Source organism: Magnetospirillum sp. XM-1, assembly GCF_001511835.1.
In the GTDB taxonomy this organism is placed as follows: Bacteria; Pseudomonadota; Alphaproteobacteria; order Rhodospirillales; family Magnetospirillaceae; genus Phaeospirillum.
In genome coordinates, this window is sequence record NZ_LN997848.1 from 3,577,941 (window position 1) to 3,603,320 (window position 25,380).

The 25,380-nt window shown below is 65.5% G+C and carries 25 protein-coding genes and 1 tRNA gene; 1 reads left to right on the forward strand and 25 read right to left on the reverse strand.

Going from position 1 to position 25,380, the window contains the following annotated elements; translation table 11 throughout:
• Positions 1-6 precede the first annotated feature (6 nt).
• The 25 genes from XM1_RS16560 to XM1_RS16680 form a co-directional block, all read right to left on the reverse strand.
• The gene (locus XM1_RS16560; protein WP_068435399.1) at positions 7-753 is read right to left on the reverse strand and encodes a biotin--[acetyl-CoA-carboxylase] ligase; all 747 of its coding nucleotides are present in this window, start codon (positions 751-753) and stop codon (positions 7-9) included.
• On the reverse strand, positions 750-2,213 hold the full coding sequence (gene nuoN / locus XM1_RS16565) for an NADH-quinone oxidoreductase subunit NuoN (protein ID WP_068435401.1): 1,464 nt from the start codon (positions 2,211-2,213) through the stop codon (positions 750-752). The genes XM1_RS16560 and nuoN overlap by 4 nt, the downstream gene beginning before the upstream one ends.
• A gap of 14 nt (positions 2,214-2,227) precedes the next feature.
• A complete protein-coding gene (locus tag XM1_RS16570) occupies positions 2,228-3,742 on the reverse strand; it encodes an NADH-quinone oxidoreductase subunit M (RefSeq protein WP_068435402.1) in 1,515 nt (504 codons plus the stop codon).
• Between the two features lie 18 nt (positions 3,743-3,760).
• Positions 3,761-5,689, reverse strand: a complete 1,929-nt coding sequence (gene nuoL / locus XM1_RS16575; protein WP_068435405.1) for an NADH-quinone oxidoreductase subunit L — start codon at positions 5,687-5,689, stop codon at positions 3,761-3,763.
• A 4-nt stretch (positions 5,690-5,693) separates the two neighbouring features.
• A complete protein-coding gene (gene nuoK, locus XM1_RS16580; protein WP_068435407.1) occupies positions 5,694-6,005 on the reverse strand; it encodes an NADH-quinone oxidoreductase subunit NuoK in 312 nt (103 codons plus the stop codon).
• Positions 6,005-6,613, reverse strand: coding sequence for an NADH-quinone oxidoreductase subunit J (locus XM1_RS16585; RefSeq protein ID WP_068435408.1), 609 nt, complete (start codon positions 6,611-6,613; stop codon positions 6,005-6,007). The genes nuoK and XM1_RS16585 overlap by 1 nt, the downstream gene beginning before the upstream one ends.
• A gap of 13 nt (positions 6,614-6,626) precedes the next feature.
• Entirely contained in the window at positions 6,627-7,115 is a 489-nt protein-coding gene (nuoI, locus tag XM1_RS16590; protein WP_068435409.1) for an NADH-quinone oxidoreductase subunit NuoI, read from the reverse strand.
• A 13-nt stretch (positions 7,116-7,128) separates the two neighbouring features.
• A complete protein-coding gene (gene nuoH / locus XM1_RS16595; protein WP_068435410.1) occupies positions 7,129-8,154 on the reverse strand; it encodes an NADH-quinone oxidoreductase subunit NuoH in 1,026 nt (341 codons plus the stop codon).
• Entirely contained in the window at positions 8,147-10,219 is a 2,073-nt protein-coding gene (gene nuoG, locus XM1_RS16600; protein WP_068435411.1) for an NADH-quinone oxidoreductase subunit NuoG, read from the reverse strand. Before nuoG ends, nuoH begins: the two co-directional genes overlap by 8 nt.
• A gap of 16 nt (positions 10,220-10,235) precedes the next feature.
• On the reverse strand, positions 10,236-11,519 hold the full coding sequence (nuoF, locus tag XM1_RS16605) for an NADH-quinone oxidoreductase subunit NuoF (RefSeq protein ID WP_068435413.1): 1,284 nt from the start codon (positions 11,517-11,519) through the stop codon (positions 10,236-10,238).
• Positions 11,519-12,127 carry an NADH-quinone oxidoreductase subunit NuoE gene (nuoE, locus tag XM1_RS16610; RefSeq protein ID WP_068435419.1) on the reverse strand — a complete coding sequence of 203 codons (609 nt, stop codon included), beginning with the start codon at positions 12,125-12,127 and terminating at the stop codon, positions 11,519-11,521. The genes nuoF and nuoE overlap by 1 nt, the downstream gene beginning before the upstream one ends.
• Complete coding sequence (locus tag XM1_RS16615; RefSeq protein ID WP_068435421.1) at positions 12,124-13,302, reverse strand: NADH-quinone oxidoreductase subunit D; 1,179 nt, start codon at positions 13,300-13,302, stop codon at positions 12,124-12,126. The genes nuoE and XM1_RS16615 overlap by 4 nt, the downstream gene beginning before the upstream one ends.
• Position 13,303: 1 nt before the next feature.
• Positions 13,304-13,903: an NADH-quinone oxidoreductase subunit C gene (locus tag XM1_RS16620; RefSeq protein WP_068435423.1), complete on the reverse strand. Its 600-nt coding sequence runs from the start codon at positions 13,901-13,903 to the stop codon at positions 13,304-13,306.
• 21 nt (positions 13,904-13,924) lie between these two features.
• Positions 13,925-14,461: an NADH-quinone oxidoreductase subunit B family protein gene (locus XM1_RS16625; protein ID WP_369816052.1), complete on the reverse strand. Its 537-nt coding sequence runs from the start codon at positions 14,459-14,461 to the stop codon at positions 13,925-13,927.
• A gap of 20 nt (positions 14,462-14,481) precedes the next feature.
• Entirely contained in the window at positions 14,482-14,847 is a 366-nt protein-coding gene (locus tag XM1_RS16630; RefSeq protein WP_011385165.1) for an NADH-quinone oxidoreductase subunit A, read from the reverse strand.
• Between the two features lie 246 nt (positions 14,848-15,093).
• Positions 15,094-15,170, reverse strand: a tRNA-Asp gene (locus tag XM1_RS16635).
• A gap of 310 nt (positions 15,171-15,480) precedes the next feature.
• Positions 15,481-16,758 carry a phosphopyruvate hydratase gene (gene eno / locus XM1_RS16640; protein WP_068435427.1) on the reverse strand — a complete coding sequence of 426 codons (1,278 nt, stop codon included), beginning with the start codon at positions 16,756-16,758 and terminating at the stop codon, positions 15,481-15,483.
• A 27-nt stretch (positions 16,759-16,785) separates the two neighbouring features.
• Positions 16,786-17,637, reverse strand: a complete 852-nt coding sequence (kdsA, locus tag XM1_RS16645) for a 3-deoxy-8-phosphooctulonate synthase (RefSeq protein ID WP_068435429.1) — start codon at positions 17,635-17,637, stop codon at positions 16,786-16,788.
• 28 nt (positions 17,638-17,665) lie between these two features.
• Entirely contained in the window at positions 17,666-19,291 is a 1,626-nt protein-coding gene (locus XM1_RS16650; RefSeq protein WP_068435431.1) for a CTP synthase, read from the reverse strand.
• A gap of 96 nt (positions 19,292-19,387) precedes the next feature.
• Positions 19,388-19,723: a preprotein translocase subunit SecG gene (gene secG, locus XM1_RS16655; protein ID WP_068435433.1), complete on the reverse strand. Its 336-nt coding sequence runs from the start codon at positions 19,721-19,723 to the stop codon at positions 19,388-19,390.
• 152 nt (positions 19,724-19,875) lie between these two features.
• A complete protein-coding gene (tpiA, locus tag XM1_RS16660) occupies positions 19,876-20,631 on the reverse strand; it encodes a triose-phosphate isomerase (protein WP_068435435.1) in 756 nt (251 codons plus the stop codon).
• Between the two features lie 130 nt (positions 20,632-20,761).
• A complete protein-coding gene (locus XM1_RS16665) occupies positions 20,762-21,307 on the reverse strand; it encodes a hypothetical protein (protein WP_068435437.1) in 546 nt (181 codons plus the stop codon).
• A 10-nt stretch (positions 21,308-21,317) separates the two neighbouring features.
• On the reverse strand, positions 21,318-22,457 hold the full coding sequence (locus XM1_RS16670) for an NAD(P)/FAD-dependent oxidoreductase (protein ID WP_068435439.1): 1,140 nt from the start codon (positions 22,455-22,457) through the stop codon (positions 21,318-21,320).
• 104 nt (positions 22,458-22,561) lie between these two features.
• Positions 22,562-22,792, reverse strand: a complete 231-nt coding sequence (locus XM1_RS16675) for a sulfurtransferase TusA family protein (protein WP_068435441.1) — start codon at positions 22,790-22,792, stop codon at positions 22,562-22,564.
• A 27-nt stretch (positions 22,793-22,819) separates the two neighbouring features.
• Positions 22,820-23,221 (reverse strand): hypothetical protein, encoded by a 402-nt coding sequence (locus tag XM1_RS16680; RefSeq protein ID WP_068435444.1) that lies wholly within the window; start codon positions 23,219-23,221, stop codon positions 22,820-22,822.
• Between the two features lie 277 nt (positions 23,222-23,498).
• On the opposite strand from XM1_RS16680, the gene XM1_RS16685 reads away from it, so the two are divergent.
• Positions 23,499-25,370, forward strand: coding sequence for a peptidyl-prolyl cis-trans isomerase (locus tag XM1_RS16685; protein WP_068435446.1), 1,872 nt, complete (start codon positions 23,499-23,501; stop codon positions 25,368-25,370).
• The last annotated feature ends 10 nt before the right edge of the window (positions 25,371-25,380 follow it).

The following is a 25,380-nucleotide window of genomic DNA, read 5'->3' on the forward strand; positions in this document are numbered from 1 at the left end:
GCTCCGTCACAATCCCGGAAAAAACACGTCGCCGGCCAGCACCCGGCGAATACCCGCGTCACCCTGGTCGAGCAGCATGCCGCCCTCTTCGTCCAGGCCGGCGAACACGCCGGTCAGCGTCTCGGCCTCGAGGCGGACCAGAGCCGCCTCGCCCAATCCCCGCGCGCGGCCCAGCCAGGCGGCCCGGATGGGGGCGAAGCCCTCTTCCCGCCAGCGGGCCAGCCACGGGCCGAAATGCCGGCAAAGCGCGTTCAGCACATCGGCAGTATCGCCGCCATAGCCCAGTTCCGCCAGCGACAAGGTCGCATACAAGGTTTCACCGGGCGCCGGCCGCGTAGCCACATCGACGCCGATGCCCAGCACCAGCCAGCCGTCGCCGGCGCTTTCCAGCAGCATGCCCGCCACCTTGCGCCCCTCGATCAGCACGTCGTTGGGCCACTTGCAGCGCACATCGTGACCGGGGACCACTTCGTCAAGGGCCTCGGCCAGGCCGAGCGCCGCCACGAAGCCCATCTGGGCCGCCTCCGTCAGCGGGCGATGGATGCGCAGCGCGAAGGAGGCGTGCAGGTTGCCCTCGGGGCTTTCCCACGTCCGGCCGCGCCGGCCGCGCCCCGCACTCTGGCGCCGGGCGGTCACCACCAAAAGATCGGCGGCGGTGCCGTCTTCGACCCGCCGCCGCGCCTCGTCGTTGGTGCTGCCGACGCTGTCCAGGCCCACATGGCTGAACGGCGCCGGCAGTTGGATCAAAGTCATCCCGCGGCCGGGAACAGCACCTGGGCCGCCGCCTTGGCGCTGGTCACCAGCGGCGCCGGGATCAGGGTGAAGGCCAGGATCACCAGGGTGGAAACCGCCATCACCAGGGTCATGGAGGCGCCCACCGGCTTGTCGAAGGCTTCCACCGGCTCATCGAAGTACATGACCTTGATGATGCGCAGGTAGTAGTAGGCGCTCACTACCGAGGACAACAGGCCGATGATGGCCAGGGTGTACATGCCGGCCTCGACGGCGGCCATGAACACGTAGAACTTGCCCCAGAAGCCCGCCAGCGGCGGCACGCCCGCCATGGAGAACATCAGCACCGCCATGACGAAGGCCATCATGGGATGGGTCTTGGACAGGCCGGCCAGATCGTCGATGCCTTCCACCATGCGGCCCTTCTGGCGCATGGACAGGATCACCGCGAAGGTGCCCACGTTCATGAACAGATAGATGGCCAGGTAGATCAGCACGCCCTGGATGCCCAGCGTCGAGCCGGCGGCGATGCCGACCAGCACGAAGCCCACATGGCCGATGGACGAATAGGCCATCAGACGCTTGATGTTGGTCTGGACCACGGCGGCGAAGGCGCCGACGAACATGGAGCCGATGGCGATGAAGGTCACCACCTGGCGCCACTGCTCCACCAGATCGGCGAAGGGGCCGGTCATGACGCGGGTCAGCAGGCACAGCGCGGCGATCTTGGGGGCCACGGCGAAGAACGAGGTCACCGGCGTGGGCGCGCCCTCGTAGACGTCGGGAGCCCACATGTGGAAGGGCACCGCCGAGACCTTGAAGCACAGGCCCGCCAGCACGAAGACCAGACCGGCGATGACGCCCAGGTTGGGCTTCACCGGATGCTCGTGCCCGCCCGAGAACAGGTTGGCCAGGGTCTCGAACGAGGTGGTGCCGGCAAAGCCGTAGATCAGCGACACGCCGTAGAGCAGCAGGCCCGAGGCCAGCGCGCCCAGCACGAAGTACTTGAGGCCCGCCTCGGTAGCCCGGGCGTTGTCGCGGTTATAGGCGGCCAGCACGTAGAGCGACAGGCTCTGCAGTTCCAGACCCAGATACAGGGCCAGGAAGTCGTTGGCCGAGATCATCATCATCATGCCGAGCGTGGCGAACAGCACCAGCACCGGGTACTCGAAGCGGCCGATCTTCTCGCGCTCGAGATAAGGCAGCGACATGGCGGTGGCGATGGCCGAGGCCACCAGCACCATGCCCTTGGCGAAACCGGCGAAGCGGTCGGCCACGAACAGGCCGCCGAAGGCCACCAGGCGTTCGCCGCCCAGGCTGGACACCAGCACCATGGCGGCGCCGAGCGCCAGGATCACCAGGACGGACACCGACTTGGTGCTGTCCTCCTTGCGGAACACGCCCAGCATCAGCAGGGCCAGGCCGGCCGCCGCCAGGAAGATTTCCGGCAGGACCGGGACGAGGTCGAGAGTCTTGATCACGTCTTAGGTCCCCCTTAGCGGGCAGCCAGCGTCAGGCCGTCATGGGCGGCCCGAGCAAGCTCGTAATTGGAGATCAGCTTGGTCACCGACGCATGCATCGGCTCGAGGAAGGTGCCGGGAGCGACGCCCATCCAGATGGTCATGACGATCAGCGGCGCGAACACCGCGATCTCGCGCGGGCTCATGTCGAGGATCCCCTTGAGATCCTCGCGGGTGAGCCGGCCGAACACCACCCGGCGATAGAGGTACAGCATGTAGGCGGCACCCAGAACCAGACCGGTGGCGGCGAAGAACGCCACCCAGGTGTTGACCTGGAACACGCCCATCAGCACCAGGAACTCGCCGACGAAGCCGGCGGTGCCGGGCAGGCCGACCGAAGCCATGGTGAACAGCATGAACACCGCGGCGTACTTGGGCATGCGGGTGGCGAGGCCGCCGTAGCGGGCGATCTCGCGGGTGTGCATGCGGTCGTAGATCACGCCGACGCAAAGGAACAGCGCGCCCGAGACGATGCCGTGCGACAGCATCTGGAACAGCGCGCCCTCGACGCCCTGGGTGGTCATGGCGAAGATGCCGATGGTCACGTAACCCATGTGGGCGACGGACGAATAGGCGATCAGCTTCTTCATGTCCTCCTGCACCAGGGCCACCAGCGAGGTGTAGATCACCGCGACGATGGACAGGGTGTAGATCAGCGGCGTGAAGTACACCGACGCGTCCGGCAGCATGGGGATGGAGAAGCGGATGAAGCCGTAGGCACCCATCTTCAGCAGCACGCCCGCCAGGATCACCGAACCGCCGGTGGGCGCTTCCACGTGGGCGTCGGGCAGCCAGGTGTGCACCGGCCACATGGGAACCTTCACCGCGAACGAGGCGAAGAAGGCCAGCCACAGCCACAGCTGCATCTTGAAGGGGAACGAGTGGGCCATCAGCGACGGGATGTCGGTGGTGTGGGCGTCGAAATACATGGCCAGCATGGCGACCAGCATCAGCACCGAACCCAGCAGGGTATAGAGGAAGAACTTGAACGCCGCGTACACCCGCCGCTGACCGCCCCATACGCCGATGATGATGAACATCGGGATCAGGACGGCTTCGAAGAAGATGTAGAACAGCACCAGGTCCAGCGCGCAGAACATGCCGATCATCATGGTCTCGAGGATCATGAAGGCCACCATGTACTCCTTGACCCGCTTCTCCACCGAGCCGAAGGCGGCCAGGATGCAGATGGGGCACAGGAAGGTGGACAGCAGCACGAACCACACCGAGATGCCGTCAACGCCCATGGAATAGGCGATGGTGGTTCCGGGGAACCACAGCGCGGTTTCCTTCAGCTGGAAGTCCGGCGAGGCGCCGTTGAACTTGCCTAAGATGAACAGCGACACCACGAAGGTGGCGATGGAGGTGAGCAGCGCCACGTTGCGGGCGTTGCGCGCCACCACCTCGGTTTCGCCGCGGATGGTGAGGATGAACAGCGCTCCGGCCAGGGGCAGGAACGTGGTCAGCGAGAGAAGGGGCCAGTCGTTCATGGGGCGTCTTCCTCGTCCTCAGCGCGCGTTGAAAATGTACCAGGTGACGAACGCCGCCACGCCGATCAGCATGGCGTAGGCGTAGTGGTAGAGGTAGCCGCTCTGGGCGCGAGCCACCTTGGCCGCGACCGCACGGGTCGCCGCCGCCACGCCGTCCGGACCGACGCCGTCGATCAGCGCGCCGTCGCCACCCTGCCACAGACCGCGGCCGAGCTTGAAGGCGGGCTTTACGAAGATGCGGTCGTACAGCTCGTCGAAGTACCACTTGTTCAGCAGGAACTGGTAGACGCCCTGGAAGGCGTTGGCCAGCGCCACCGGCAGACCCGGAGCGAACACGTAGAAGAGATAGGCCAGGGCGATGCCCGACACCGCCACCACGGTGGGCAGCAGGGCCACCCACGAGGGAACGTGGTGGGCGTTCTCCAGGCTGGGATGAGCCTCGGTCACCAGGATGGCGGAGCGCCAGAAATCGTGCTGGTGATGGCCGACGAACATCTCGTAGCCCGCCCAGCCGGCGAACAGCGCGCCACAGGCCAGGAACAGCAGCGGGATCAGCATCACCGCCGGGCTCTCATGGACATGGGCCATCACATGCTCGTCGGCGCGCGGGCGGCCGTGGAAGGTCAGCAGCAGCAGACGCCAGGAGTAGAAGGCGGTCAGGAAGGCCGCCAGGCAGCCGATCCAATAAGCGCCCTGGCCGGCGATGGTGTGCGAGCCCCAGGCGGCTTCCAGGATGGTGTCCTTGGAGTAGTAGCCGGCGAAGAAGGGAATGCCGGCCAGCGCCAGCGAACCGATCCACATCAGCACCCAGGTGACCTTGACGTGCTTCCAGATGCCGCCCATGCGGCGGATGTCCTGCTCGTCGCTCATGGCGTGGATCACCGAGCCGGCGCCCAGGAACAGCAGGGCCTTGAAGAAGGCGTGGGTCATCAGGTGGAAGATGGCGGCCTGGTAGGCCGACACGCCGATGGCGAAGAACATGTAGCCCAGCTGCGAGCAGGTGGAATACGCGATCACGCGCTTGATGTCGTTCTGCACGCAGCCTACCGTCGCCGCGAAGATGGCGGTGGCGGCGCCGATCACGGTCACCACGGTGAGAGCGGTGTCCGAGAACTCGAACAGCGGGCTCATGCGGGCGACCATGAAGACGCCGGCGGTGACCATGGTGGCGGCATGGATCAGGGCGGAGACCGGGGTCGGGCCCTCCATGGCGTCGGGCAGCCAGGTGTGCAGGCCCAGCTGGGCCGACTTGCCCATGGCGCCGACGAACAGCAGCAGGCAGCAGATGGTGATGGCGTGCCACTCGACGCCGAAGAAGGTGACGGTGGCGTTGGCCTTGTCGGCGGCGGCGGCGAAGATGGGATCGAAGCCCACCGAGCCGAACAGGAAGTAGACGCCGAAGATGCCGAGCGCGAAGCCGAAATCGCCGACGCGGTTGACCACGAAGGCCTTGATGGCGGCGGCCGAGGCCGAGGGCTTCTCGTACCAGAAGCCGATCAGCAGGTAGGAGGCGACACCGACGCCTTCCCAGCCGAAGAACATCTGAACCAGATTGTCCGAGGTCACCAGCATCAGCATGGCGAAGGTGAACAGCGACAGGTAGCTCTGGAACCGCCAGATGGACGGATCATGGCTCATGTAGCCGACCGAGTAGACGTGCACGGCCGCCGACACCCAGGTGACGACGATCAGCATCACGGCGGTCAGCGTGTCGACCTTCAGCGACCAGTTGACGGCCATGGTGCCCGAGCGGATCCACTCGGCGACCACCACGGTCTGGGCCTCGCCGCCGATGGCGACCTTCTGGAAGATCAGCCCGGCCATCACGGCCGACGCCACCAGCAGGGTGCAGGTGACGATCTGCGCGCCCCTGTCGCCGATGAAGCGGCCGAACAGGCCGGCCACCACGGCGCCAAGGAGCGGCAGGAATACGGTTGCAGTGATCATCCGCTTACCCCTTGAGCTGGCTGATTTCTTCCACCGCGATGGTGCCGCGGTTACGGAAGAAGACGACGACGATGGCTAGGCCGATGGCGGCCTCGGCGGCGGCCACGGTCAGGATGAACATGGCGAATACCTGGCCTACCAGATCGTTCAGATAGGACGAGAAGGCCACCATGTTGATGTTGACGGCCAGAAGCATCAGTTCGATGGACATCATGATGATGATGACGTTCTTCCGGTTCAGGAAGATGCCCATCACGCCCAGCGTGAACAGGATGGCGGCTACCGTCAGGTAGTGGGACAGACCGATCTCGAGCATCAGATGCCCCTCCCCGACTGGACCTTCTTGAGTTCCACGTTATCGCGCGAGCGGCTGACCTGATCGGCGATGACCTGCTTGCGCACGCCCGACCGCTTGCGGTGGGTCAGCAGGATGGTGCCGATCATGGCGACCAGCAGCACCAGACCCGACGCCTGGAACAGGTAGACGTAGTTGGTGTAGATCAGCTTGCCCAGCGCCACGGTGTTGGACGCCTGGTCCAGGGTCGGCATCGGCGCCTTGACCATGGCCTCGACGTCGGGCGCGAAGGCCCAGCCGCCGAACATGGCCAACAGTTCGACCAGCAGGACAACGCCGATCAGCGCGCCGGTGGGCAGGTACTGCAGGAAGCCTTCCTTCATCTCCACCATGTTGATGTCGAGCATCATCACGACGAACAGGAAGAGCACCGCGACGGCGCCCACATAGACCACCACCAGCACCATGGCCAGGAATTCGGCGCCCAGCAGCAGGAACAGGCCCGCCGCGTTGAAGAACGCTAGGATCAGCCAGAGCACCGAATGCACCGGATTGCGCGATGAGATCACCATCACGCCGCTCGCCACCGCGATGGCGGCGAACATGTAGAAGATCAGAGCCGTGAACATGGATGGTCTCCCGTCACCGGTAGGGCGCGTCGGCGGCGATGCGGTAGGCCAGCTCGGCCTCCCAGCGGTCGCCGTTGGCGAGCAACTTGGACTTGTTGTACATGAGTTCCGCCCGCGTCTCGGTGGCGTACTCGAAATTCGGACCCTCGACGATGGCGTCCACCGGGCAGGCCTCCTGGCACAGACCGCAATAGATGCACTTGGTCATGTCGAGGTCGTAGCGGCGCGCCCGGCGCGAGCCGTCGGGCCGGGGCTCGGCCTCGATGGTGATCGCCTGGGCGGGGCAGATGGCCTCGCACAGCTTGCAGGCGATGCAGCGCTCTTCGCCGTTGGGATAACGGCGCAGGCAGTGCTCGCCCCGGAAGCGGACCGACAGCGGCCCCTTTTCATAGGGGTAGTTGATGGTCACCTTGGGCTTGAACATGTAGCGCAGCGTCAGCGCCAAGCCCTGGACGAGCTCGGTCAGCAGAAAGGCGCGCGCGGTGCGGTCGAGGAACGACATCGCTTTTCTCTCCTTAACCCTGGTTCGGCAGCCAGCCGAAAGCGGTCAGCACGCTTGCGGTCAGCACCAGCCAGAACAGCGAGAACGGCAGGAACACCTTCCAGCCCAGGCGCATCAGCTGGTCGTAGCGATAGCGCGGGAAGGTGGCGCGAACCCACAGGAAGACGAACATCACCAGGCAGATCTTGATGACGAACCACAGCACGCCGGGGATGGGCAGCCACGAGAGGCCGAACGGAGCCATCCAGCCGCCCAGGAAGAGGATGGAGGTCATCGCCCCCATCATCAGCATGTTGGCGTACTCGCCCAGGAAGAACAGGGCGAAGGTCATGGCCGAGTATTCGACGTTGTAGCCGGCCACCAGTTCGGCTTCCGCTTCCGGAAGGTCGAAGGGGGCGCGGTTGGTTTCGGCGAGGCCCGAGATGATGAACAGGATGAACAGCGGGAAGTGCGGGATGATGAACCACATCTTCGACTGCGCCGTCACCACGTCCGACAGGTTCAGCGAACCCACGGTCAGCAGCACCGAGATCAGGATGAAGCCGATGGAGACCTCATAGGACACCATCTGCGCCGCCGAACGCAGGCCGCCCAGGAAGGCGTATTTCGAGTTGGACGCCCAGCCCGCCATGATGATGCCGTAGACGCCCAAGGACGAGATGGCGAACAGGTACAGCACGCCGACATTGATGTCGGCCAGCACCCAGCCCTTGTCGAAGGGAATCACCGCCCAGGCGACGAGCGCCAGGAAGAAGGTCAGCATCGGCGCGCCGATGAACACCGCGCGGTTGGCGCTGGTGGGCAGCACCGTCTCCTTGACGAACAGCTTGAGGCCGTCGGCCATGGGCTGCAGCAGGCCCAGGGGACCGACCACGTTGGGTCCCTTGCGCATCTGCATGGCGCCGATCACCTTGCGCTCGGCGTAGGTGAGGTAGGCCACCGCGATCAGCAGCGGCAGGACGATGGCGACGATCTGCAGAACGATGATCAGCAGACGCCACACGAAGGGGGGCAGCAGCCCGGTCAGAAGGTCAACCATGGGTCCCCGTCTTCTTGTGCTTGTGGTTGCAACCACCGCCGAAGGCTGCCGTGCATTCCGCCATGGTCTTGGAGGCGCGGCTGATCGGGTCGGTCTGATAGAAGTTGTCGATGTTGCTCACCAGGGCGCCGCCCTCCAGGCTGCCCTCGGCGCCGAACGCGGCGCCCCAGGCGGCGGGAGTGACTTTACCCAGGTCAGCGAACACCGGGCTGGCCTTGGCCAGACGCTCACGCACGGCCTTGAGGCTGTCGTAAGGCAGAGCCTTGCCCAGCACCTCGGACAGCGCGCGGACGATGCGCCAGTCTTCCTTGGCCTCGCCCGGCGGGAACACCGCGAGGCGGGTGGCCTGGGCGCGGCCTTCCAGGTTGACGAAGGTGGCGCTCTTCTCGGTGTAGGCGGCACCCGGCAGGATGACGTCGGCGCGGTGAGCGCCGGCATCGCCGTGGGAGCCCTGGTACACCACGAAGGCGTCGCCCAGGCCCTTCATGTCCACCTCGTCGGCGCCGATCAGGAACACCACCTGGACATCGCCCTTGTGGGCGCCGTCGAGGATGTGGTCCACGTCGCGCCAGCCCTGGCCCGGCACGAAGCCCAGGTCCAGGCCGCCGACGCGGGCGGCGGCGGTGTGCAGCACGTTGAAGCCGTTCCAGCCGTCCTTGACCATGCCGGCGGCGTCGGCCAGCTTGCGGGCCAGACCCAGGATGACGGCGCCGTCCTTGCGCGACAGCGCCCCCTGCCCGACGATCAGGGCCGGCTTCTTGGCGTTCTTCAACACCTCGAAGAAGGGATGGCTGCCCTCGGCGACCGCCTTCAGGATCGAGGCGTCGTCGCCCAGGTGCTCGTACTTGTAGGTCAGGTCGCCCTTGTGGCCGATGCGGGCCACCTTGAAACCGCCCTTCTGCCAACGCTTGCGGATGCGGGCGTTGAGGACCGGGTTCTCCTTGCGGGGGTTCGAGCCCACGATCAGCAGGGCGTCGGCCTCTTCGATACCGGCGGCCGTGCTGTTGAACAGGTACGAGGCGCGGACCGAGGCGTCCAGCTTGGCGCCGTCCTGGCGGCAGTCGATGGCCTGCGAGCCGAGCGCGGCCAGCAGATCCTTGTAGGCCACCATGGTCTCGGCATCGGCCTGATCGCCGGCGATGGCGGCGATCTTGGTGCCGGCGGCCTTCACCTTGGCGGCGATGGCGGCGAACGCCTCGTTCCAGGTGGCGGGGACCAGCTTGCCGTCCTTACGCACATAGGGCTTGTCGAGGCGCTGGCGCTTCAGGCCGTCGCAGGCGAAGCGCGAGCGGTCAGACAACCATTCCTCGTTCACGTCCTCGGCGACGCGCGGCAGGATGCGGATGACCTCGTTGCCACGGGTATCGACCCGGATGGCCGAGCCCAACGCGTCCATGGCGTCGATGCTCTCGGTCTTCTTCAGCTCCCAGGAGCGGTAGGTGTAGCTGGCCGGCTTGTTGGTCAGCGCCCCCACCGGGCACAGGTCGATCAGGTTGCCCGACAGCTCCGACGACACCGCCGCGTTGACGTAGCGGCCGATCTCCAGATGCTCGCCGCGGCCCAGGCCGCCCAGCACCGGGGTGCCGGCCACTTCCGAGATGAAGCGGACACAACGGGTGCACTGGATGCAGCGCGTCATCATGGTCTGGACCAGCGGACCGTAATCCTTGTCCGGAATGGCGCGCTTGCCTTCCTGGCAGCGGTTCTTGTCGGAACCGTAGGCCATGGCCTGGTCCTGCAGGTCGCACTCGCCGCCCTGGTCGCAGATGGGGCAGTCCAGCGGGTGGTTGAGCAGCAGGAATTCCATCACGCCCTGGCGCGCCTTGCGCACCGCCGGGGTGTTGGTCTTCACCACCATGCCTTCGCCCACCGGCATGGCGCAGGACGCCGCCGGCTTGGGCATCTTTTCCACTTCGACCAGGCACATGCGGCAATTGCCGGCGATGGCCAGACGCTCGTGGTAGCAGAAACGGGGAATCTCGATGCCGAGCAGATCGGCGGCCTGGATGATGGTCGTCCCGGCCTCGACTTCGATTTCCCTGCCGTCAATGGTCAGTTTGGGCATTGGGGCTTCTCTCTTCTCAGGCCGCGTTGGTCTTGGCTTGGCGTTCGATGATCCGGCGCTCCATCTCGGGACGGAAGGCGCGGATCAGGCCCTGGATCGGCCACGCGGCGGCGTCGCCCAGCGCGCAGATGGTGTGGCCTTCGATCTGGCGGGAAATCTCTTCCAGCAGATCGATTTCCGACAACTCGGCGTCGCCGGTGACCATGCGGCCCATCATGCGGCTCATCCAGCCGGTGCCTTCGCGGCACGGCGTGCACTGGCCGCAGCTTTCGTGCCAGTAGAAGCGCGACAGACGGTGGATGGCGCGCACCAGATCGGTGGACTTGTCCATCACCATCACGGCCGCCGTGCCGAGGCCCGAACGCATGGCGCGCAGCGCGTCGAAGTCCATGGTGACTTCCTCGCACTGGCTCTTGGTCAGCATGGGGACCGAGGAGCCGCCGGGAATGATGGCCAGCAGGTTGTCCCAGCCGCCCCGCACGCCGCCGGCATGCTTCTCGATGAGCTCCTTCAAGGGGATGCCCATCTCCTCTTCCACGTTGCACGGCGTGTTCACGTGGCCGGAAATGCAGAACACCTTGGTGCCGGTGTTGTTGGGCTTGCCCAAACCGGCGAACCAAGCGCCGCCGCGACGCAGGATGGTCGGCGCCACGGCGATGGATTCAACGTTGTTCACGGTGGTGGGGCAGCCATAGAGGCCCACGCCGGCCGGGAACGGCGGCTTGAGGCGCGGCTGGCCCTTCTTGCCTTCCAGGCTTTCGATCAGCGCCGATTCCTCGCCGCAGACATAGGCGCCGGCGCCGCGATGGACGTAGCACTCGAAGTCCCAGCCCGAACCGCAGGCGTTGGGGCCGATGAAGCCCGCGGCGCGCGCCTCGTCGATGGCGATGTTGAGATGCTCGGCTTCGCGCACGAACTCGCCGCGGATGTAGATGTAGGCGGCGTGCGCGCCGATGGCGAAAGAGGCGATCAGCGCGCCCTCGATCAGCTTATGCGGATCGAAGCGCATCATCTCGCGGTCCTTGCAGGTCCCCGGCTCGCCTTCGTCGGCGTTGATCACCAGGTAGTGCGGACGCGAGCCCTCGGTCTTGGGCATGAACGACCACTTGACGCCGGTGGGGAAGCCCGCACCGCCGCGGCCGCGCAGGCCCGAGGTCTTCATCTCCTCGATGATCCAGTCGCGGCCCTTGGCCAGAATGTCCTTGGTGCCGTTCCAGTCGCCTCGCGACATGGCGCCCTTCAGACGCCAGTCGTGGAAACCGTAGAGGTTGGTGAAAATCCTGTCTTGATCGCGCAGCATCAGGCCTTCCCCCCCTCGAACTTCAACTCGGTCAGGCTGGTGGGGCCACCGGCCGGGCACGAGAACTGACGACCGTTCTGGGGACCGGGCTTCGGCGTCTCGCCGCGCTTCAAGGCCTCGAGCACCGCCTTGGTGGTCTCGGCCGTCAGGTCCTCGTAGTAATCGTCGTTGATCTGCATCATGGGCGCGTTGACGCAGGCGCCCAGGCATTCCACCTCGGACAGGGTGAACTTGCCGTCGGCGGTCATGTCGCCGAACTCGACGCCCAGCGCGGCCTTGGCGGCGGCCACCACGTCGTCGGAACCACGCAGCATGCACGGCAGGTTGGTGCAGACCTGCACGTGGAACTTACCCACGGGCTTCCTGTTGTACATGGTGTAGAAGGTCGCCACCTCCTCCACCCGGATGGGGGCCATGTCCAGCATCTCGGCGATGACTTCCATGGCGGCGCGGCTGAGCCAGCCTTCCTGGCGCTGGGCCAGGTCGAGCAGCGGCATCACGGCGCTCTGCTGACGGCCGGCAGGATACTTGGCGATGAAGGCCTTGGCCTTCTCCAGGTATTCGGGGGTGAAAGCGAAGCTTTCCGGTTCGTAGGAGTGATTGCTCATCGGTCGATCTCGCCGAAAACGATGTCGATGGAGCCGATATTGGACACCACGTCGGCCAGCATGTGTCCCTTGGACATCATGTCGAGCGCCTGCAGGTGAACGTATCCCGGCGGACGGATCTTGCAGCGGTAGGGCTTGCCGGTGCCGTCGGCGATCAGATAGACGGCGAACTCGCCCTTGGGGGCCTCGATGGCGGTGTAGGTCTCGCCCGCCGGCACCCGGAAGCCCTCGGTGAAGAGCTTGAAGTGATGGATCAGCGATTCCATCGAGGTCTTCATCTCGGAGCGCCGGGGCGGGGTGATCTTGTTGTCTTCCACCTTGACCGGGCCGCCCGGCATCTTGGCCAGGCACTGCTTCATGATCTTCACCGATTCGCGCATCTCGAGGACGCGGACCAGATAGCGCTCCCAGCCGTCGCCGTTCTTGCCGACGGGGATGTCGAAGTCCAGCTCGTCATAGACCTCGTAGGGCTGGGCCTTGCGCAGGTCCCAGGCGATACCCGAAGCGCGCAGGTTGGGGCCGGTGAAGCCCCAGTCCAGCGCCTGTTCCGGGCTGACGACGCCGATATCGACGGTGCGCTGCTTGAAGATGCGGTTCTCGGTGGCCAGGGTCTCGATGTCGTCGAGGACCTTGGGGAAGGTCTCGCACCACTCGCCAATATCGTCCAGCAGGCCCTGCGACACGTCGGCGGAGACGCCGCCCGGACGGTAGTAATTGGCATGCAGACGGGCGCCGCAGGCGCGCTCGTAGAACTCCATCAGCTTCTCGCGCTCCTCGAAGCCGTAGAGCAGCGGAGTCATGCCGCCCACGTCGAAGATGAACGCGGTGACGTTCAGCAGATGGTTCAGGATGCGGCCGATCTCGTCATAGAGCGTGCGGATGTACTTGGCCCGCGCCGGCACCTCGATGCCCAGCAGACGCTCCGTGGCCAGCACGAAGACATGCTCCTGGTTCATGGTGCCCACATAGTCGAGACGGTCGAAATAGGGAACCGCCTGGACGTAGGTCTTGTGCTCGATCAGCTTCTCGGTGCCGCGGTGCAGCAGGCCCACATGGGGGTCGGCGCGGTCGACGACCTCGCCCGACATCTCGAGGATGAGGCGCAGCACGCCGTGCGCCGCAGGGTGCTGCGGGCCGAAGTTGATGGTGTAGCTCTGGATCTGGGATTCGGCCATGTCAGTTCGCCTTCTCATCGCCGGGCAGCATCCCCGGCCCTTCCCAGGGCGACAGGAAATCGAAGCTGCGGAAATCCTGGGTCAGCTTCACCGGCTCGTAGACCACGCGCTTGGTCTCGTCGTCGTAGCGCATCTCCACATAGCCGGTCAGCGGGAAGTCCTTCCTGAGCGGATGGCCCTCGAAACCGTAATCGGTGAGGATGCGGCGCAGATCCGGATGGTCCGAGAACAGCACGCCGAACATGTCCCACACCTCGCGCTCGAACCAGTTGGCCGAGTTGAACACGGCGGTGGCAGAGGGGACGGCGGTCTCCTCGTCGGTGGCGACCTTCACGCGGACCCGCTGGTTATGCTTCATGGAGAGCAGGTGGTAGACCACGTCGAAGCGCTGTTCGCGCCCCGGCCAGTCCACGCCGCACACGTCCACCAGTTGCTTGAACAGGCAGCCCGCGTCGTCGCGCAGGAAGCTCAGCACCTTGACGATGGAGGCGGCCTTGACGGTGAGCGACAGCTCGCCGCAGCGGTTGACCTCGGTTCCCAGCACATCCTGGGGCAGGGCTTGGGCGATGTACTCGCCAAGATCCTTCAGCGCTTGCGTCATCTTAGGAGTCCCTCTTCGGCGCTATCGGAGGATGGAGCCGGTGCGGCGGATCTTCTTCTGCAGCTGCAGGATGCCGTACATCAGCGCTTCCGCCGACGGGGGGCAGCCCGGCACATAGATGTCCACCGGCACGATGCGGTCGCAACCGCGCACCACCGAGTAGGAATAGTGATAATAGCCGCCGCCGTTGGCGCACGAGCCCATGGAGATCACCCAGCGGGGCTCGGCCATCTGGTCGTACACGCGGCGCAGCGCCGGGGCCATCTTGTTGGTCAGCGTGCCGGCGACGATCATCAGATCCGACTGACGCGGGCTGGGACGGAAGACCACGCCGAAACGGTCCATGTCATAGCGCGAACAGCCGGCATGCATCATTTCCACGGCGCAGCAGGCCAGACCGAAGGTCATGGGCCAAAGCGAGCCGGTGCGGGCCCAGTTGACCACCGCGTCGACGCTGGCCAGGACGAAGCCCTTGTCGGAAATCTCGGTGGTAACGGCCTTCAGCAGCGCGTCCTGGGCCGGGCCAGGAGGCAGCGCTGCCGCGTGATCGGGCGACATGATGCCGCCGGTGGACGGGGTCACTCCCATTCCAGGGCTCCCTTTCGCCATTCGTAGATGAAGCCGATGGTCAGAACACCCAGGAACACCATCATGGACCAGAAGCCGAACATGCCGATCTTGCCCAGGGCGACCGCCCACGGGAACAGGAAGGCCACTTCCAGGTCGAAGATGATGAACAGGATGGCGACGAGGTAGAACCGGACCTCGAACTTGGAACGGGCGTCGCCGAAGGCGTCGAAGCCGCATTCATAGGCCGTGGCCTTTTCGGTGTCGGGTTTCTGGCGCGCCACGATCCACGACGCCCCGACGCAGATCGCCGAAATGACGATCGCGATACCGAGGAAAATCAGGATCGGCAGATATTCGAGCAGCCAAGCTTCCATCGTCCCTGCCCTACCAAGAGGTGTCCGATCGGAGGAAGCCCCGGCGCTTCGTGTGGTCGCACGTCCGTCACCGGCCGGATTTCATAGCTGCAAAGCGAAGAGATCGACCTATTGGAATCGGACGGATTGAGCGACTTTGGCGAGCGCGCCGAACGGGTACCCCCTCCTGCAACATACCAATAGACCGCAGACAATCCCGCCCGCGACCGCACCAGCCCCTCGCTCGGCGATCGGTATCAGGCGGGATGGCGGGAGTGACGGGGCTCGAACCCGCGACCTCCGGCGTGACAGGCCGGCGCTCTAACCAACTGAGCTACACCCCCTCCGCAGCCACCCGCGTGGGTAGGCGTGGTGTAATCCACCCCCCATGGCCTGTCAAGCAAACAAGGCCGCATTGCAGCGAAATTTGCCCCTTGCGCCGGGGCGTGAAACAGGCATTCCAACCGGCGGCGCCCATGAAAAAGGGGGCCCGCAGGCCCCCTTCCCCATTCGTCGTAAATAAACTGCCCGGTTTAGGCGGAAATGCCCCCCTCTCCCCGTCATAGCCGGGCTTGCCCCGGCTATCCATGGACCCTCGGGTCAAGCCCGAGGGTGACGAAACGGAAAAGCGATCCCACCAAACTCAAACAATCGTTAGCGCTTCATGATGGTGGCGCCGGCGTAGCGCGCCGCCGAGCCCAGCAGTTCCTCGATGCGGATCAGCTGGTTGTACTTGGCGATACGGTCCGAGCGCGACAGCGAGCCGGTCTTGATCTGGCCGCAATTGGTGGCGACGGCCAGGTCGGCGATGGTCGAATCCTCGGTCTCGCCCGAACGGTGGCTCATGACGGCGGTGTAGCCGGCCTTGTGGGCCATGTCGACGGCTTCCAGGGTCTCGGACAGGGTGCCGATCTGGTTGACCTTGACCAGGATGGAATTGGCCAGGCCCTTGTCGATGCCCATGGACAGGCGCTCGGGGTTGGTGACGAACAGGTCGTCGCCCACCAACTGGCACTTGGCGCCCAGCGCGTCGGTCAGCAATTCCCAACCCACCAGGTCGTCCTCGGCGCAGCCGTCCTCGATGGAGATGATCGGGTAGTTGGCCACCAGCTTGGCGTAGAACTTGACCAGGCCCTTCTGATCGAAGGTCTTCTTGGCGCCTTCCATGACATACTTGCCCTCCTTGAAGAACTCGGAGGAGGCGCAGTCCAGCGCCAGCATGATGTCGTCGCCCGGCTTGAAGCCGGCGGTCTCGATGGACTTCATGATGAAGTCCAGCGCCATCTCGGCGCTCTTCAGGTTCGGCGCGAAGCCGCCCTCGTCGCCCACATTGGTGTTGTGGCCGGCGTCCTTCAGGGTCTTCTTCAGCGCGTGGAACACCTCGGCGCCCATGCGGATGGCCTCGGAGCACGAGCCGGCGCCCACCGGCATGATCATGAATTCCTGGATGTCGATGGGATTGTCGGCATGCGCGCCGCCATTGATGATGTTCATCATCGGCACCGGCAGGGTGGAGGCGAAGGCGCCGCCCACATAGCGGTACAGCGGCAGGCCGGATTCCTCGGCGGCGGCCTTGGCGGCGGCCAGCGACACGCCCAGGATGGCGTTGGCGCCCAGGCGGGACTTGTTGGGGGTGCCGTCCAGGTCGATCATGGTCTTGTCGAGCAGGATCTGGTCCTCGACGTCCATGCCGGACAGGGCGTCATAGATCTCGCCGTTGACCGATTCGCAGGCCTTCTGCACGCCCTTGCCGAGATAGCGCTTCTTGTCGCCATCACGCAGCTCGCACGCCTCGTGGACGCCGGTGGAAGCCCCCGACGGAACGGCCGCGCGGCCGATCACGCCGGTTTCCAGCACCACGTCGACTTCGATGGTGGGATTGCCGCGCGAGTCGAGAATCTCGCGGCCATGGATATCGATAATGGCGGTCATCGGTACTCTCCCCTGGAACGACTGGGATCAGTCAATGGAAACGGGAAACGACTTGGCGGTGGCGTCGAGCTTCATCAGAACCTCGATCAGCGCCGGCATGTCCTTCATGGCGATCATGTTGGGGCCGTCGGACGGCGCATGATCGGGATCTGGATGGCATTCGACGAAGACGCCGGCGATGCCGATGGCGACGGCGGCCCGCGCCAGGACGGGCGCGAAGCGGCGGTCGCCGCCCGACGAATTGCCCTGGCCGCCCGGCGCCTGCACCGCGTGGGTGGCGTCCATGATCACCGGCCAGCCGGTACGCGCCATGATGGGCAGGCCGCGCATGTCGGTGACCAGAGTGTTGTAGCCGAAGCTGGCGCCGCGCTCGGTGAGCGCGATGCGCGAATTGCCAGTGCTTTCGATCTTGGCGGCCACGTTGGCCATGTCCCAGGGCGCCAGGAACTGGCCCTTCTTGACGTTGATCACCGCGCCGGTACGCCCGGCGGCCACCAGCAGGTCGGTCTGGCGGCACAGGAAGGCCGGAATCTGCAGCACGTCGGCCACCTTGGCGGCGATGGTGCATTGCTCCTCGGTGTGGACGTCGGTCAGCACCGGCAGCCCGAACCTGGCCTTGATCTCGGCGAAGATGGGAATGGCCTTGTCCAGCCCGACACCGCGCTTGCCCGCCAGCGAGGTGCGGTTGGCCTTGTCGAAGGACGACTTGTAGATCAGCGCGATGCCCGCCTCGGCGGCGATGGTCTTCAGCGCCTCGGCGCATTCCAGGGCGTGGTCCCGGCTTTCCATCTGACAGGGACCCGCGATCAGCACCAAAGGCAGATCGTTGCCGAGAATGACATCGTCATTGACGGCAACGTGATGGCGGGTCTGGGTCATGGCGAAAGCCTTTTAGACGAGTCGCGGGTTAAACGAGACGGCTTTGGCGGACCGCCGCCGCGATGAAGCTGGTGAACAGCGGATGGGGATCGAAGGGCTTGGACTTGAGTTCCGGATGGAACTGCACGCCGACGAACCAGGGATGGTCGGGGATCTCGACGATCTCGGGCAGCAGGCCGTCGGGCGACAGGCCCGAGAACGACAGGCCGGTCTTCTCCAGATCGGCCTTGAAGCCCATGTTGACCTCGTAGCGGTGGCGGTGGCGCTCGGAAATGCGGCCCTGGCCGTAGATCTCGCGCACCCGCGAACCCTGCTTCAGGTCGCATTCATAGGCGCCGAGGCGCATGGTGCCGCCCAGATCGCCGGATTCCGCCCGCTTCTCCAGCATGTTGCCCTTCATCCACTCGGTCATCAGGCCAACCACGGGATTGTCGCAGGGGCCGAACTCGGTGGAGCTGGCGTTCTTGTAGCCCGCCATGTTGCGGGCCGCCTCGATCACCGCCATCTGCATGCCGAAACAGATGCCGAAATAGGGGACCTTGCGTTCGCGGGCGAAGCGCACCGCCTCGACCTTGCCGAAGGCGCCGCGCTCGCCGAAACCGCCGGGCACCAGGATCGCGTCGCAGGGTTCCAGATGCTGGACCACGTCGCCCTGCTCGAAGATCTGGCTGTCGATCCAGTTCAGGTTGACCTTGACGTTGTTGGCGATGCCGCCGTGGTGCAGCGCCTCGGCCAGGGACTTGTAGCTGTCCAGCAGGCTGATGTACTTGCCGACGATGGCGATGGTGACCTCGCCCTCGGGCTGGCGGATGCGGTCGACGATGGTCGACCAGCGCTTGAGGTCCGGCTTGGGCGCGTCCACTTGGAAGTGGCGGCACACCACGGCGTCCATGCCCTGCTGGTGATAGGCGATGGGCACCTGGTAGATGGTGTCCACGTCCAGCGCCGGAATCACCGCGTCGGGCGCCACGTTGCAGAACAGGGCGATCTTGCGGCGATCGCCTTCGGGAATCTCGCGGTCGCAGCGGCACATCAGCATGTCGGGCTGGATGCCGACGCTGAGCAGTTCCTTGACCGAATGCTGGGTCGGCTTGGTCTTCAGCTCGCCCGCCGAGGGAATGTAGGGCACCAGGGTCAGGTGGACGAACATGGTGCGCTCGCGCCCCAGCTCGTTGCCCAGCTGGCGGATGGCTTCCAGGAACGGCAGGCTTTCGATGTCGCCCACCGTGCCGCCGATCTCGCACAGGCAGAAATCCTCGTCCGTCAGGTCGCTCTTGACGAATTCCTTAATGGCGTCGGTGACGTGCGGAATCACCTGGACGGTGGCGCCCAGATAGTCGCCGCGCCGCTCCTTGGCGATCACGTTGGAATAGATGCGCCCGGTGGTGATGTTGTCGCTCTTGCGCGAGGCCACGCCGGTGAAGCGCTCGTAATGGCCCAGGTCCAGGTCTGTCTCGGCCCCGTCGTCGGTGACGTAGACCTCGCCGTGCTGGTAGGGGCTCATGGTGCCCGGATCGACGTTGAGATAAGGATCCAGCTTGCGCAGGCGGACCTTGAAGCCGCGCGCCTGGAGCAGCGCACCCAGCGCCGCCGAGGCCAGGCCCTTGCCAAGCGAGGAAACCACACCGCCGGTGATGAAGATGAAACGGGTCATCGGACTTTCGCCCTCGCTTTTCGTTTCCCCAAACGCCGTCCCCGCCCCTTGGCCGGGCGGCGACGCCCCCTTACTTAAATTCGGTCCGCTTGGACCCTAGCGCGCCAGCGGCGCGCTGGGCGCGGCAGGCTCGGCCGGAGCCGCAGGAGCCGCCGCGGCGGGAACGTCGTTCAGCTTCTCGAACGGCGAGCTGCCACCGGTCCGCGAATTGGCCAGCAGAGCCAGGACCAGGCTGGTCACGAAGAACGAAGTCGCCAGGATGGCGGTGGTCCGCGTCAGCAGATTGCCAGCCGCCCGGCCGGTCATCAGCCCGCCGCCACTTCCGCCGCCGATACCCAGCGCGCCGCCCTCGCTCCGCTGCAGCAGGATCACGCCCACCAGCGAAACGGCGAGGATCAGATGAATGACGAGGATGATCGGAAAGACGTCCATGGATGAGCCACCGAAAAATTGGCCGCCCGCGACCGGGTCCCATACGGAACCGGCCTCGGGCGCGAAGGATTTGTTGCAGGCGTTTTTATCCTCGGCGGCGGCGGAAGGCTAGTGCAAAGTTCCCGACGCCGCCGGTTATTCCCAGGCTCTTGTCAGCAGCTCTCGGCGATGGCCCAGAAATCCGCCACCTTGAGCGCCGCGCCGCCGATCAGGCCGCCGTCCACGTCGGGCAGGGCCAGCAATTCCTTGGCGTTGTCCGGCTTCATGGAGCCGCCGTAGAGGATGCGCATCTTGCCCGCCTCGGCGGCGCCCACCAGCTTCACCAGCTCGGCGCGGATGGCGGCATGCACTTCCTGCGCCTGGGCGGGGGTGGCGACGCGGCCGGTGCCGATGGCCCATACCGGCTCGTAGGCGATGACGGTGTTGGCGGCATTGGCGCCCTCGGGCAGCGAGCCGTTGAGCTGCGAGCGGTTGACCTCGATGGTCTGGCCGGCGTCGCGCTGGGCCAGGGTCTCGCCGATGCAGACGATGGCCACCAGACCGGCGGCAATGGCGGCCTGGGCCTTGGCCTTGACCACCGCGTCGGTCTCGGCGTGGTCGGTGCGGCGCTCGGAATGGCCGACGATGGCGTACTTGCAGCCCAGATCGGCCAGCATGGCGGGCGAGGTGTCGCCGGTATGGGCGCCCGAGGTCTTGGCATGGCAATCCTGGCCGCCCACCGCCAGCTTGGAGCCGGAAACGGCATCCGCCACCGGGGCGATCAGGGTGAAGGGCGGACAGACCAGCATGTCGCAATTGGGAGAGGCGGACGCCAGCTTGTCGGCGATCCCCTTTGCCAGCGCCAGACCGTCGGCCTTCAGGCCGTTCATCTTCCAGTTACCGGCGATCAGCTTGCGACGAGCGGTCATGGCGGAGGTCCCCTTGCCTGATGAAATTCGCTGCGCGCCATATACCACCAGAAAGGCTATGGCTACAGGCCAAAAAACTAAGGCGGGACCGTTTCCGGCCCCGCCCTTGAAATGTCGCCTCGGCCTGCCGCTAGACCTGCGGGCTTTTGGCCAGGTAGACGGCGCGCTTCTTCAGCGAGCACGAGAAGGACAGCATGAAGCGCAGCGCTTCCTGGGTCTCCTTCTGGGACAGCATGCGGACGGTGCCGAACAGGCCGCCGCCGCCGCCGGGGATGTTGCAGGAATCGATGGCGTCCTCCATGGCGCCCTTGGCCTCGTGGGCCAGGGTGGCGAGGTCCTCGGTTCCCAGATTGTTGGCCATGTGCTCGATGAAGGAGAAGGCGCGGTCCACCATGGAATCGGTGGCCGCCGAGCGCATGGCGTGCAGCATGAACAGGGCGTCGATCACCGTCTGCAGCGCCCCGGTCCGCTGGAGCGTGCCGACGGCGTCGAGCAGAGAGATGATGCCGTCCTTGACGTCGGGCTCGTTGAGCTTGTCCACCACTTCGAGCGCGTTACCCGCCGTGCTGGTCAGGCGCTCGACCATGGAATCGGACAGGGCCTCGCGGACGCCCTGGGCCAGACGGGCCATTTCGGCAGCGCCGGAATCGACCTCGATCTTCGGGATCTCGTTCATGGCGCCCCTCCTAGAGCAGGCCGCGGGCCGACAGCCAGTACAGCCGGTTATAGGCCAGCTTGAACCAGTGGATCATCTGCGACGGCGGCCCGGGATTGGGCGGCGTGGTGTAGTTGAACCACACATAGGTGCCGCTGCCCAGCCCGGTCTCGACGAAGCAGAACACCTTGCCGTCGTATTCACGGGCGAAGGTGCCTTCCTGGCACAGCGACACCAGGTTGTCGATGGTGACGTCGGCCTCGAAATGGGCGGTGGAACCGGCCTTGGAGATGGGAATGTTGGTGGTGTCGCCCACCACGAAGACGTTGGTGGAGCCGTCGCGGTGGAGGGTCTTGGTGTTGGTCGGCACCCAGCCGCCCTTGCCCAGCCCGGAATCGTCGATCACCTGGGCGCCCTGATGGGGCGGCACGGTGATCAAGAGGTCGTAGGGAAGCTCGGAGCCTTCCATGGACTTGATGAGCTTCTTTTCCGGATCGACGCTTTCCGTGTTGAAGAAGGTCTCGTACTTGATGCCCAGCTTCTCGAATTCCGGCTTGGCCCAATGGGCCACGGGCTCGAGCGCGTGCAGGCGGCCGATGGGATAGGTGTAGGTCAGCTCGGTCTTGTCCCACAGCCCCTTGGCCTTGAGGAAGTCGTGCAGCATGAACGCCACTTCCAGCGGCGCCACCGGGCACTTGTGGGGGGCGTTGACGTTGACGACGATCTTGCCGCCCTGGAACTCGTTCAGGGCCTTGCGCAGCTTACGGGCGCCGTCCAGGTCGTAGAACCAGTGGCCGCCCTCGGTCATGCCGGGAATGGTCTGCGGCATGATGCGCGAGCCGGTGGCCAGCACCAGGTAATCGTACTTGAAGGTCCGCCCCGCCTCGGTGGTGACCTGATTCTTCTCCACGTCGATGTTCTTGGCGGGATCGACGAAGAAGTTGACGCGCTTGTCCAGCACCTTGCGCTGGTCGCGGAACAACTCGGCCTCGCGCATGCGGCCGAAGGGGATGTACAGCAGCCCCGGCTGGTACATGTGGGTCTCGCTGGTCCCCAGCATGGTGATGTTGAGAGCGCCGGACCGCAGTTCCGGCCCCATCTGGCGGCAGATACCATTGGCGACGATGGTGCCCGCAAGCCCACCGCCGACGATCAGAATCGTCTTGGACATGAACTCCCTCCCTACGAGAGCATTGATGTATATTTATTTTATTAATGCCGTCTTCGCGGCACTTGTTCCGCCATTTTGGCGGTTATCATGAAGTCACTCTACGCCTATTTGGCCTTGCGTACCACGACGCTCCAGTAGCCGTCGTGCTCGGAGGTCTCGACCACGGAATGGCCGACCTTGGCGCACCAGGCGGGAATGTCCGAGGCGGAGCCCTTGTCCGAGGACCACACGTCCACCTCGTCGCCGATGGAGGCCAGCTTGAGGGCGGCGATCAGTTCCATCAGCGGCCCGGGGCAAAAGGCGCCGCGGGCGTCGATCTTCTGGCGTTCAGCCATGGTGTTCTTCCTTCTTATAGAGAGACGTCAGATGGTGATGAGCTCGCCCGACTCGGCGTCGGCGAGGAACTTGGCCAGACCCATGGGACCGTCGAACAGGTCCTCGGTCAGGTGCTTGTCGCAATCCCAGTGCTTCAGGTCGAGCACCATGGAACAGGCCCACATCTTCATCTCGCCCAGCATCTTGCCCTGGCCGAACAGCTCGATGGCGTCGGGGACGTTCTGGGTCTTGAACATCTCGTGGAAGTGGCCCCCCTGATAGCGTTCGGCCGGGCTCTTGCCCCGCTCGAAGGCCAGGACGGCGTTCATGGTGACGAACACCTCAACCGGCCGGTCGGAGACGGCGGCCACCGAGGCCACCATGGCGGCCAGTTGAATCTTCTCGTGCTCGCCTGAGCACAGCATCACGTAGAGCGGCTTGGACGACATCGGCTCCCCTGCGTTCTTATGGTTGGCGCCGGCTTATAAGAACCGGCTTACCTTCGATTTTTATTATATACACAGATTCCAGGGTTTTTCCGCAACAACATTCCGCCCATCCCGCATCGAATATGCCTTTCGGCGGCGAGACGGGCGAAGGCGGGAACCGGCATGCCAAGCGCCACTTCCATGTTGCGGCCCCCCTGCCCCCTCCTTATTATGCCGCTGCCCAGGACGGCCGGGCTTTCGGCGCGTCCCAACACCTTTTTCGGACTCAGGCAACTCCATGCTCGACGTATTCCGCACCGCTTCGAAGACCTGGATCGTCAGGTTGCTGTTCGCACTGTTGGGCCTGAGCTTTATCACCTGGGGCGCCGGCGACGTGGTGCGCGGCGGCGTCGGCCGCAGCCCGGCCATCGAGATCGGCAAGACGTCCATGTCGGCCGCCGAGGTGATGGCCGAGTTCAAGCGCGAGGTGGAGCGCCTGCAGCCGCTGTTCGGCGGCAAGCTGACGCCGGAGGATGCCCGCAAGATGGGCATGCTGGACCGCACCATCGATTCCCTGATCGCGCGGACCCTGATCGACGAGGCGGCCCGCTCGCTGGGCCTTGCCGCCACCGACGAGACCATCCTGCGCCGGGTGGCCTCCAATCCGGCCTTCAAGGGGCCGACCGGCCAGTTCGACCGCGACGTCTTCCGCTCGCGCCTCGCCCGCCTGGGCTTCACCGAGGACAGCTTCATGAAGACCGAGCGCACCAACATGGTGCGCAACCAGATGGTGGAGACCGTCGCCGCCGGCATCGGCGCCCCCGTGGCGCTGACCGACCCGCTGCTGGCCTGGCGCGAGGAGCGCCGGGTGGCCGAAACCTTCGTGGTCAAGGACGAGTCCACCCCGCTGCCGCCCGCCCCCGAGGCGGCCCAGCTGGAGGCCTATTACAAGGACAACCTCAGCCGCTTCATGGCGCCGGAATACAGGGCGCTGACCGTGCTGCTGCTGCGCCCCGCCGACGTGGCGGGCGGCATCGACATCGACGAGGCCATGCTGCAGGAGACCTACCAGCAGCGTCTGGAGGAATTCTCCACCCCCGAACGCCGTGCCGTGTCGCAGATCGTCTTCGACGAGCAGTCGGCGGCGGCCAAGGCCACCGATCTGGTGACCCAGGGCAAGGATTTGGCGGCGGTCGCCAAGGCGCTGGGCGCCGAGATCATCGATCTGGGCACCATCGAAAAGGGCGACCTGCCCGAAGGCCTGGCCGAGGCGGTGTTCAAGCTGTCGGCCGGCGCCACCGGCCAGCCGATCAAGTCGGCGCTGGGCTGGCACGTGGTCAAGGTGAGCCAGGTGCAGCCCGGCCGCACCCGCAGCTTCGACGAGGTGAAAAAGCAGCTCGAACAGGACCTGCGCAAGGAAAAGTCCATGGACGGCCTGGCCGAGCTGGCCAACAAGGTGGAAGACGCGCTCGGCGGCGGCGCCACCCTGGAGGAGGCAGCCAAGCGCCACAACCTCAAGACCGTCAAGATCGCGGCGCTGGATGCCCAGGGGCGCGGCCCGAACGGCAAGCCGGTAGCCGACCTGCCCAAGTCCGACCAGTTCCTCGACGTGGCCTTCCATACCGAGCAGAGCACCGAGAGCCCGCTGACCGAAGTGCCCAACAACGGCTACTTCCTGCTGCGGGTCGACGGCGTCACGCCGCCGGCCCCCAAGCTCCTGGCCGACATCAAGGCCGAGGTGGTCGCCACCTGGCAGGCCGAACGCCGCCAGGAGCAGGCCCGCGACAAGGCCCAGAAGCTGGCCGACCGCATCAAGGCCGGCGAAAGCGCCGCCCAGGTGGCCCAGTCCGCCGGCGCCAAGGTGGAGACCTCCAAGCCGTTCGTCCGCGAGCCCGGCGAAGGCAGCGCCCTGCCCGCCACGGTGATCGCCGAACTGTTCAAGGCCCAGCCGGGCGGCGTGGCCGTCGCGCCGGTCCAGGGCGGCACCCTGGTGGCCCGCCTGACCAGCGTGGTGCCCTTCGACGTCAACGCCAACCCGGCTGTGACCAACGCCGCCCGCCAGCGCGTCTCGCAGGCGGTGGCCACCGACATCGCCGACCAGTACATCGCCGCGCTGAACGCCTCCATCGGGGTCAAGGTCGACCGTCCCCAGCTGACCCGCGAAGAGTAGAAGAGCAATC

Excerpts from the sequence above, each read along its gene's own strand:
- secG (WP_068435433.1), bottom strand. The coding sequence starts at position 19,723 with ATGGACGTCTTTCCGATCATCCTCGTCATTCATCTGATCCTCGCCGTT.
- XM1_RS16570 (WP_068435402.1), bottom strand. The coding sequence starts at position 3,742 with ATGAACGACTGGCCCCTTCTCTCGCTGACCACGTTCCTGCCCCTGGCC.
- nuoE (WP_068435419.1), bottom strand. The coding sequence starts at position 12,127 with ATGAGCAATCACTCCTACGAACCGGAAAGCTTCGCTTTCACCCCCGAA.
- XM1_RS16670 (WP_068435439.1), bottom strand. The coding sequence starts at position 22,457 with ATGTCCAAGACGATTCTGATCGTCGGCGGTGGGCTTGCGGGCACCATC.
- nuoI (WP_068435409.1), bottom strand. The coding sequence starts at position 7,115 with ATGTCGTTCCTCGACCGCACCGCGCGCGCCTTTCTGCTGACCGAGCTC.
- XM1_RS16680 (WP_068435444.1), bottom strand. The coding sequence starts at position 23,221 with ATGTCGTCCAAGCCGCTCTACGTGATGCTGTGCTCAGGCGAGCACGAG.
- XM1_RS16615 (WP_068435421.1), bottom strand. The coding sequence starts at position 13,302 with ATGGCCGAATCCCAGATCCAGAGCTACACCATCAACTTCGGCCCGCAG.
- nuoG (WP_068435411.1), bottom strand. The coding sequence starts at position 10,219 with ATGCCCAAACTGACCATTGACGGCAGGGAAATCGAAGTCGAGGCCGGG.
- tpiA (WP_068435435.1), bottom strand. The coding sequence starts at position 20,631 with ATGACCGCTCGTCGCAAGCTGATCGCCGGTAACTGGAAGATGAACGGC.
- nuoF (WP_068435413.1), bottom strand. The coding sequence starts at position 11,519 with ATGCTGCGCGATCAAGACAGGATTTTCACCAACCTCTACGGTTTCCAC.
- kdsA (WP_068435429.1), bottom strand. The coding sequence starts at position 17,637 with ATGACCCAGACCCGCCATCACGTTGCCGTCAATGACGATGTCATTCTC.
- XM1_RS16585 (WP_068435408.1), bottom strand. The coding sequence starts at position 6,613 with ATGTTCACGGCTCTGATCTTCTACATGTTCGCCGCCATCGCGGTGGCG.
- XM1_RS16620 (WP_068435423.1), bottom strand. The coding sequence starts at position 13,903 with ATGACGCAAGCGCTGAAGGATCTTGGCGAGTACATCGCCCAAGCCCTG.
- nuoK (WP_068435407.1), bottom strand. The coding sequence starts at position 6,005 with ATGCTCGAGATCGGTCTGTCCCACTACCTGACGGTAGCCGCCATCCTG.
- eno (WP_068435427.1), bottom strand. The coding sequence starts at position 16,758 with ATGACCGCCATTATCGATATCCATGGCCGCGAGATTCTCGACTCGCGC.
- XM1_RS16685 (WP_068435446.1), top strand. The coding sequence starts at position 23,499 with ATGCTCGACGTATTCCGCACCGCTTCGAAGACCTGGATCGTCAGGTTG.
- XM1_RS16625 (WP_369816052.1), bottom strand. The coding sequence starts at position 14,461 with ATGTCGCCCGATCACGCGGCAGCGCTGCCTCCTGGCCCGGCCCAGGAC.
- XM1_RS16650 (WP_068435431.1), bottom strand. The coding sequence starts at position 19,291 with ATGACCCGTTTCATCTTCATCACCGGCGGTGTGGTTTCCTCGCTTGGC.
- XM1_RS16675 (WP_068435441.1), bottom strand. The coding sequence starts at position 22,792 with ATGGCTGAACGCCAGAAGATCGACGCCCGCGGCGCCTTTTGCCCCGGG.
- XM1_RS16665 (WP_068435437.1), bottom strand. The coding sequence starts at position 21,307 with ATGAACGAGATCCCGAAGATCGAGGTCGATTCCGGCGCTGCCGAAATG.
- nuoL (WP_068435405.1), bottom strand. The coding sequence starts at position 5,689 with ATGATCACTGCAACCGTATTCCTGCCGCTCCTTGGCGCCGTGGTGGCC.
- XM1_RS16630 (WP_011385165.1), bottom strand. The coding sequence starts at position 14,847 with ATGGAAGCTTGGCTGCTCGAATATCTGCCGATCCTGATTTTCCTCGGT.
- XM1_RS16560 (WP_068435399.1), bottom strand. The coding sequence starts at position 753 with ATGACTTTGATCCAACTGCCGGCGCCGTTCAGCCATGTGGGCCTGGAC.
- nuoH (WP_068435410.1), bottom strand. The coding sequence starts at position 8,154 with ATGGTTGACCTTCTGACCGGGCTGCTGCCCCCCTTCGTGTGGCGTCTG.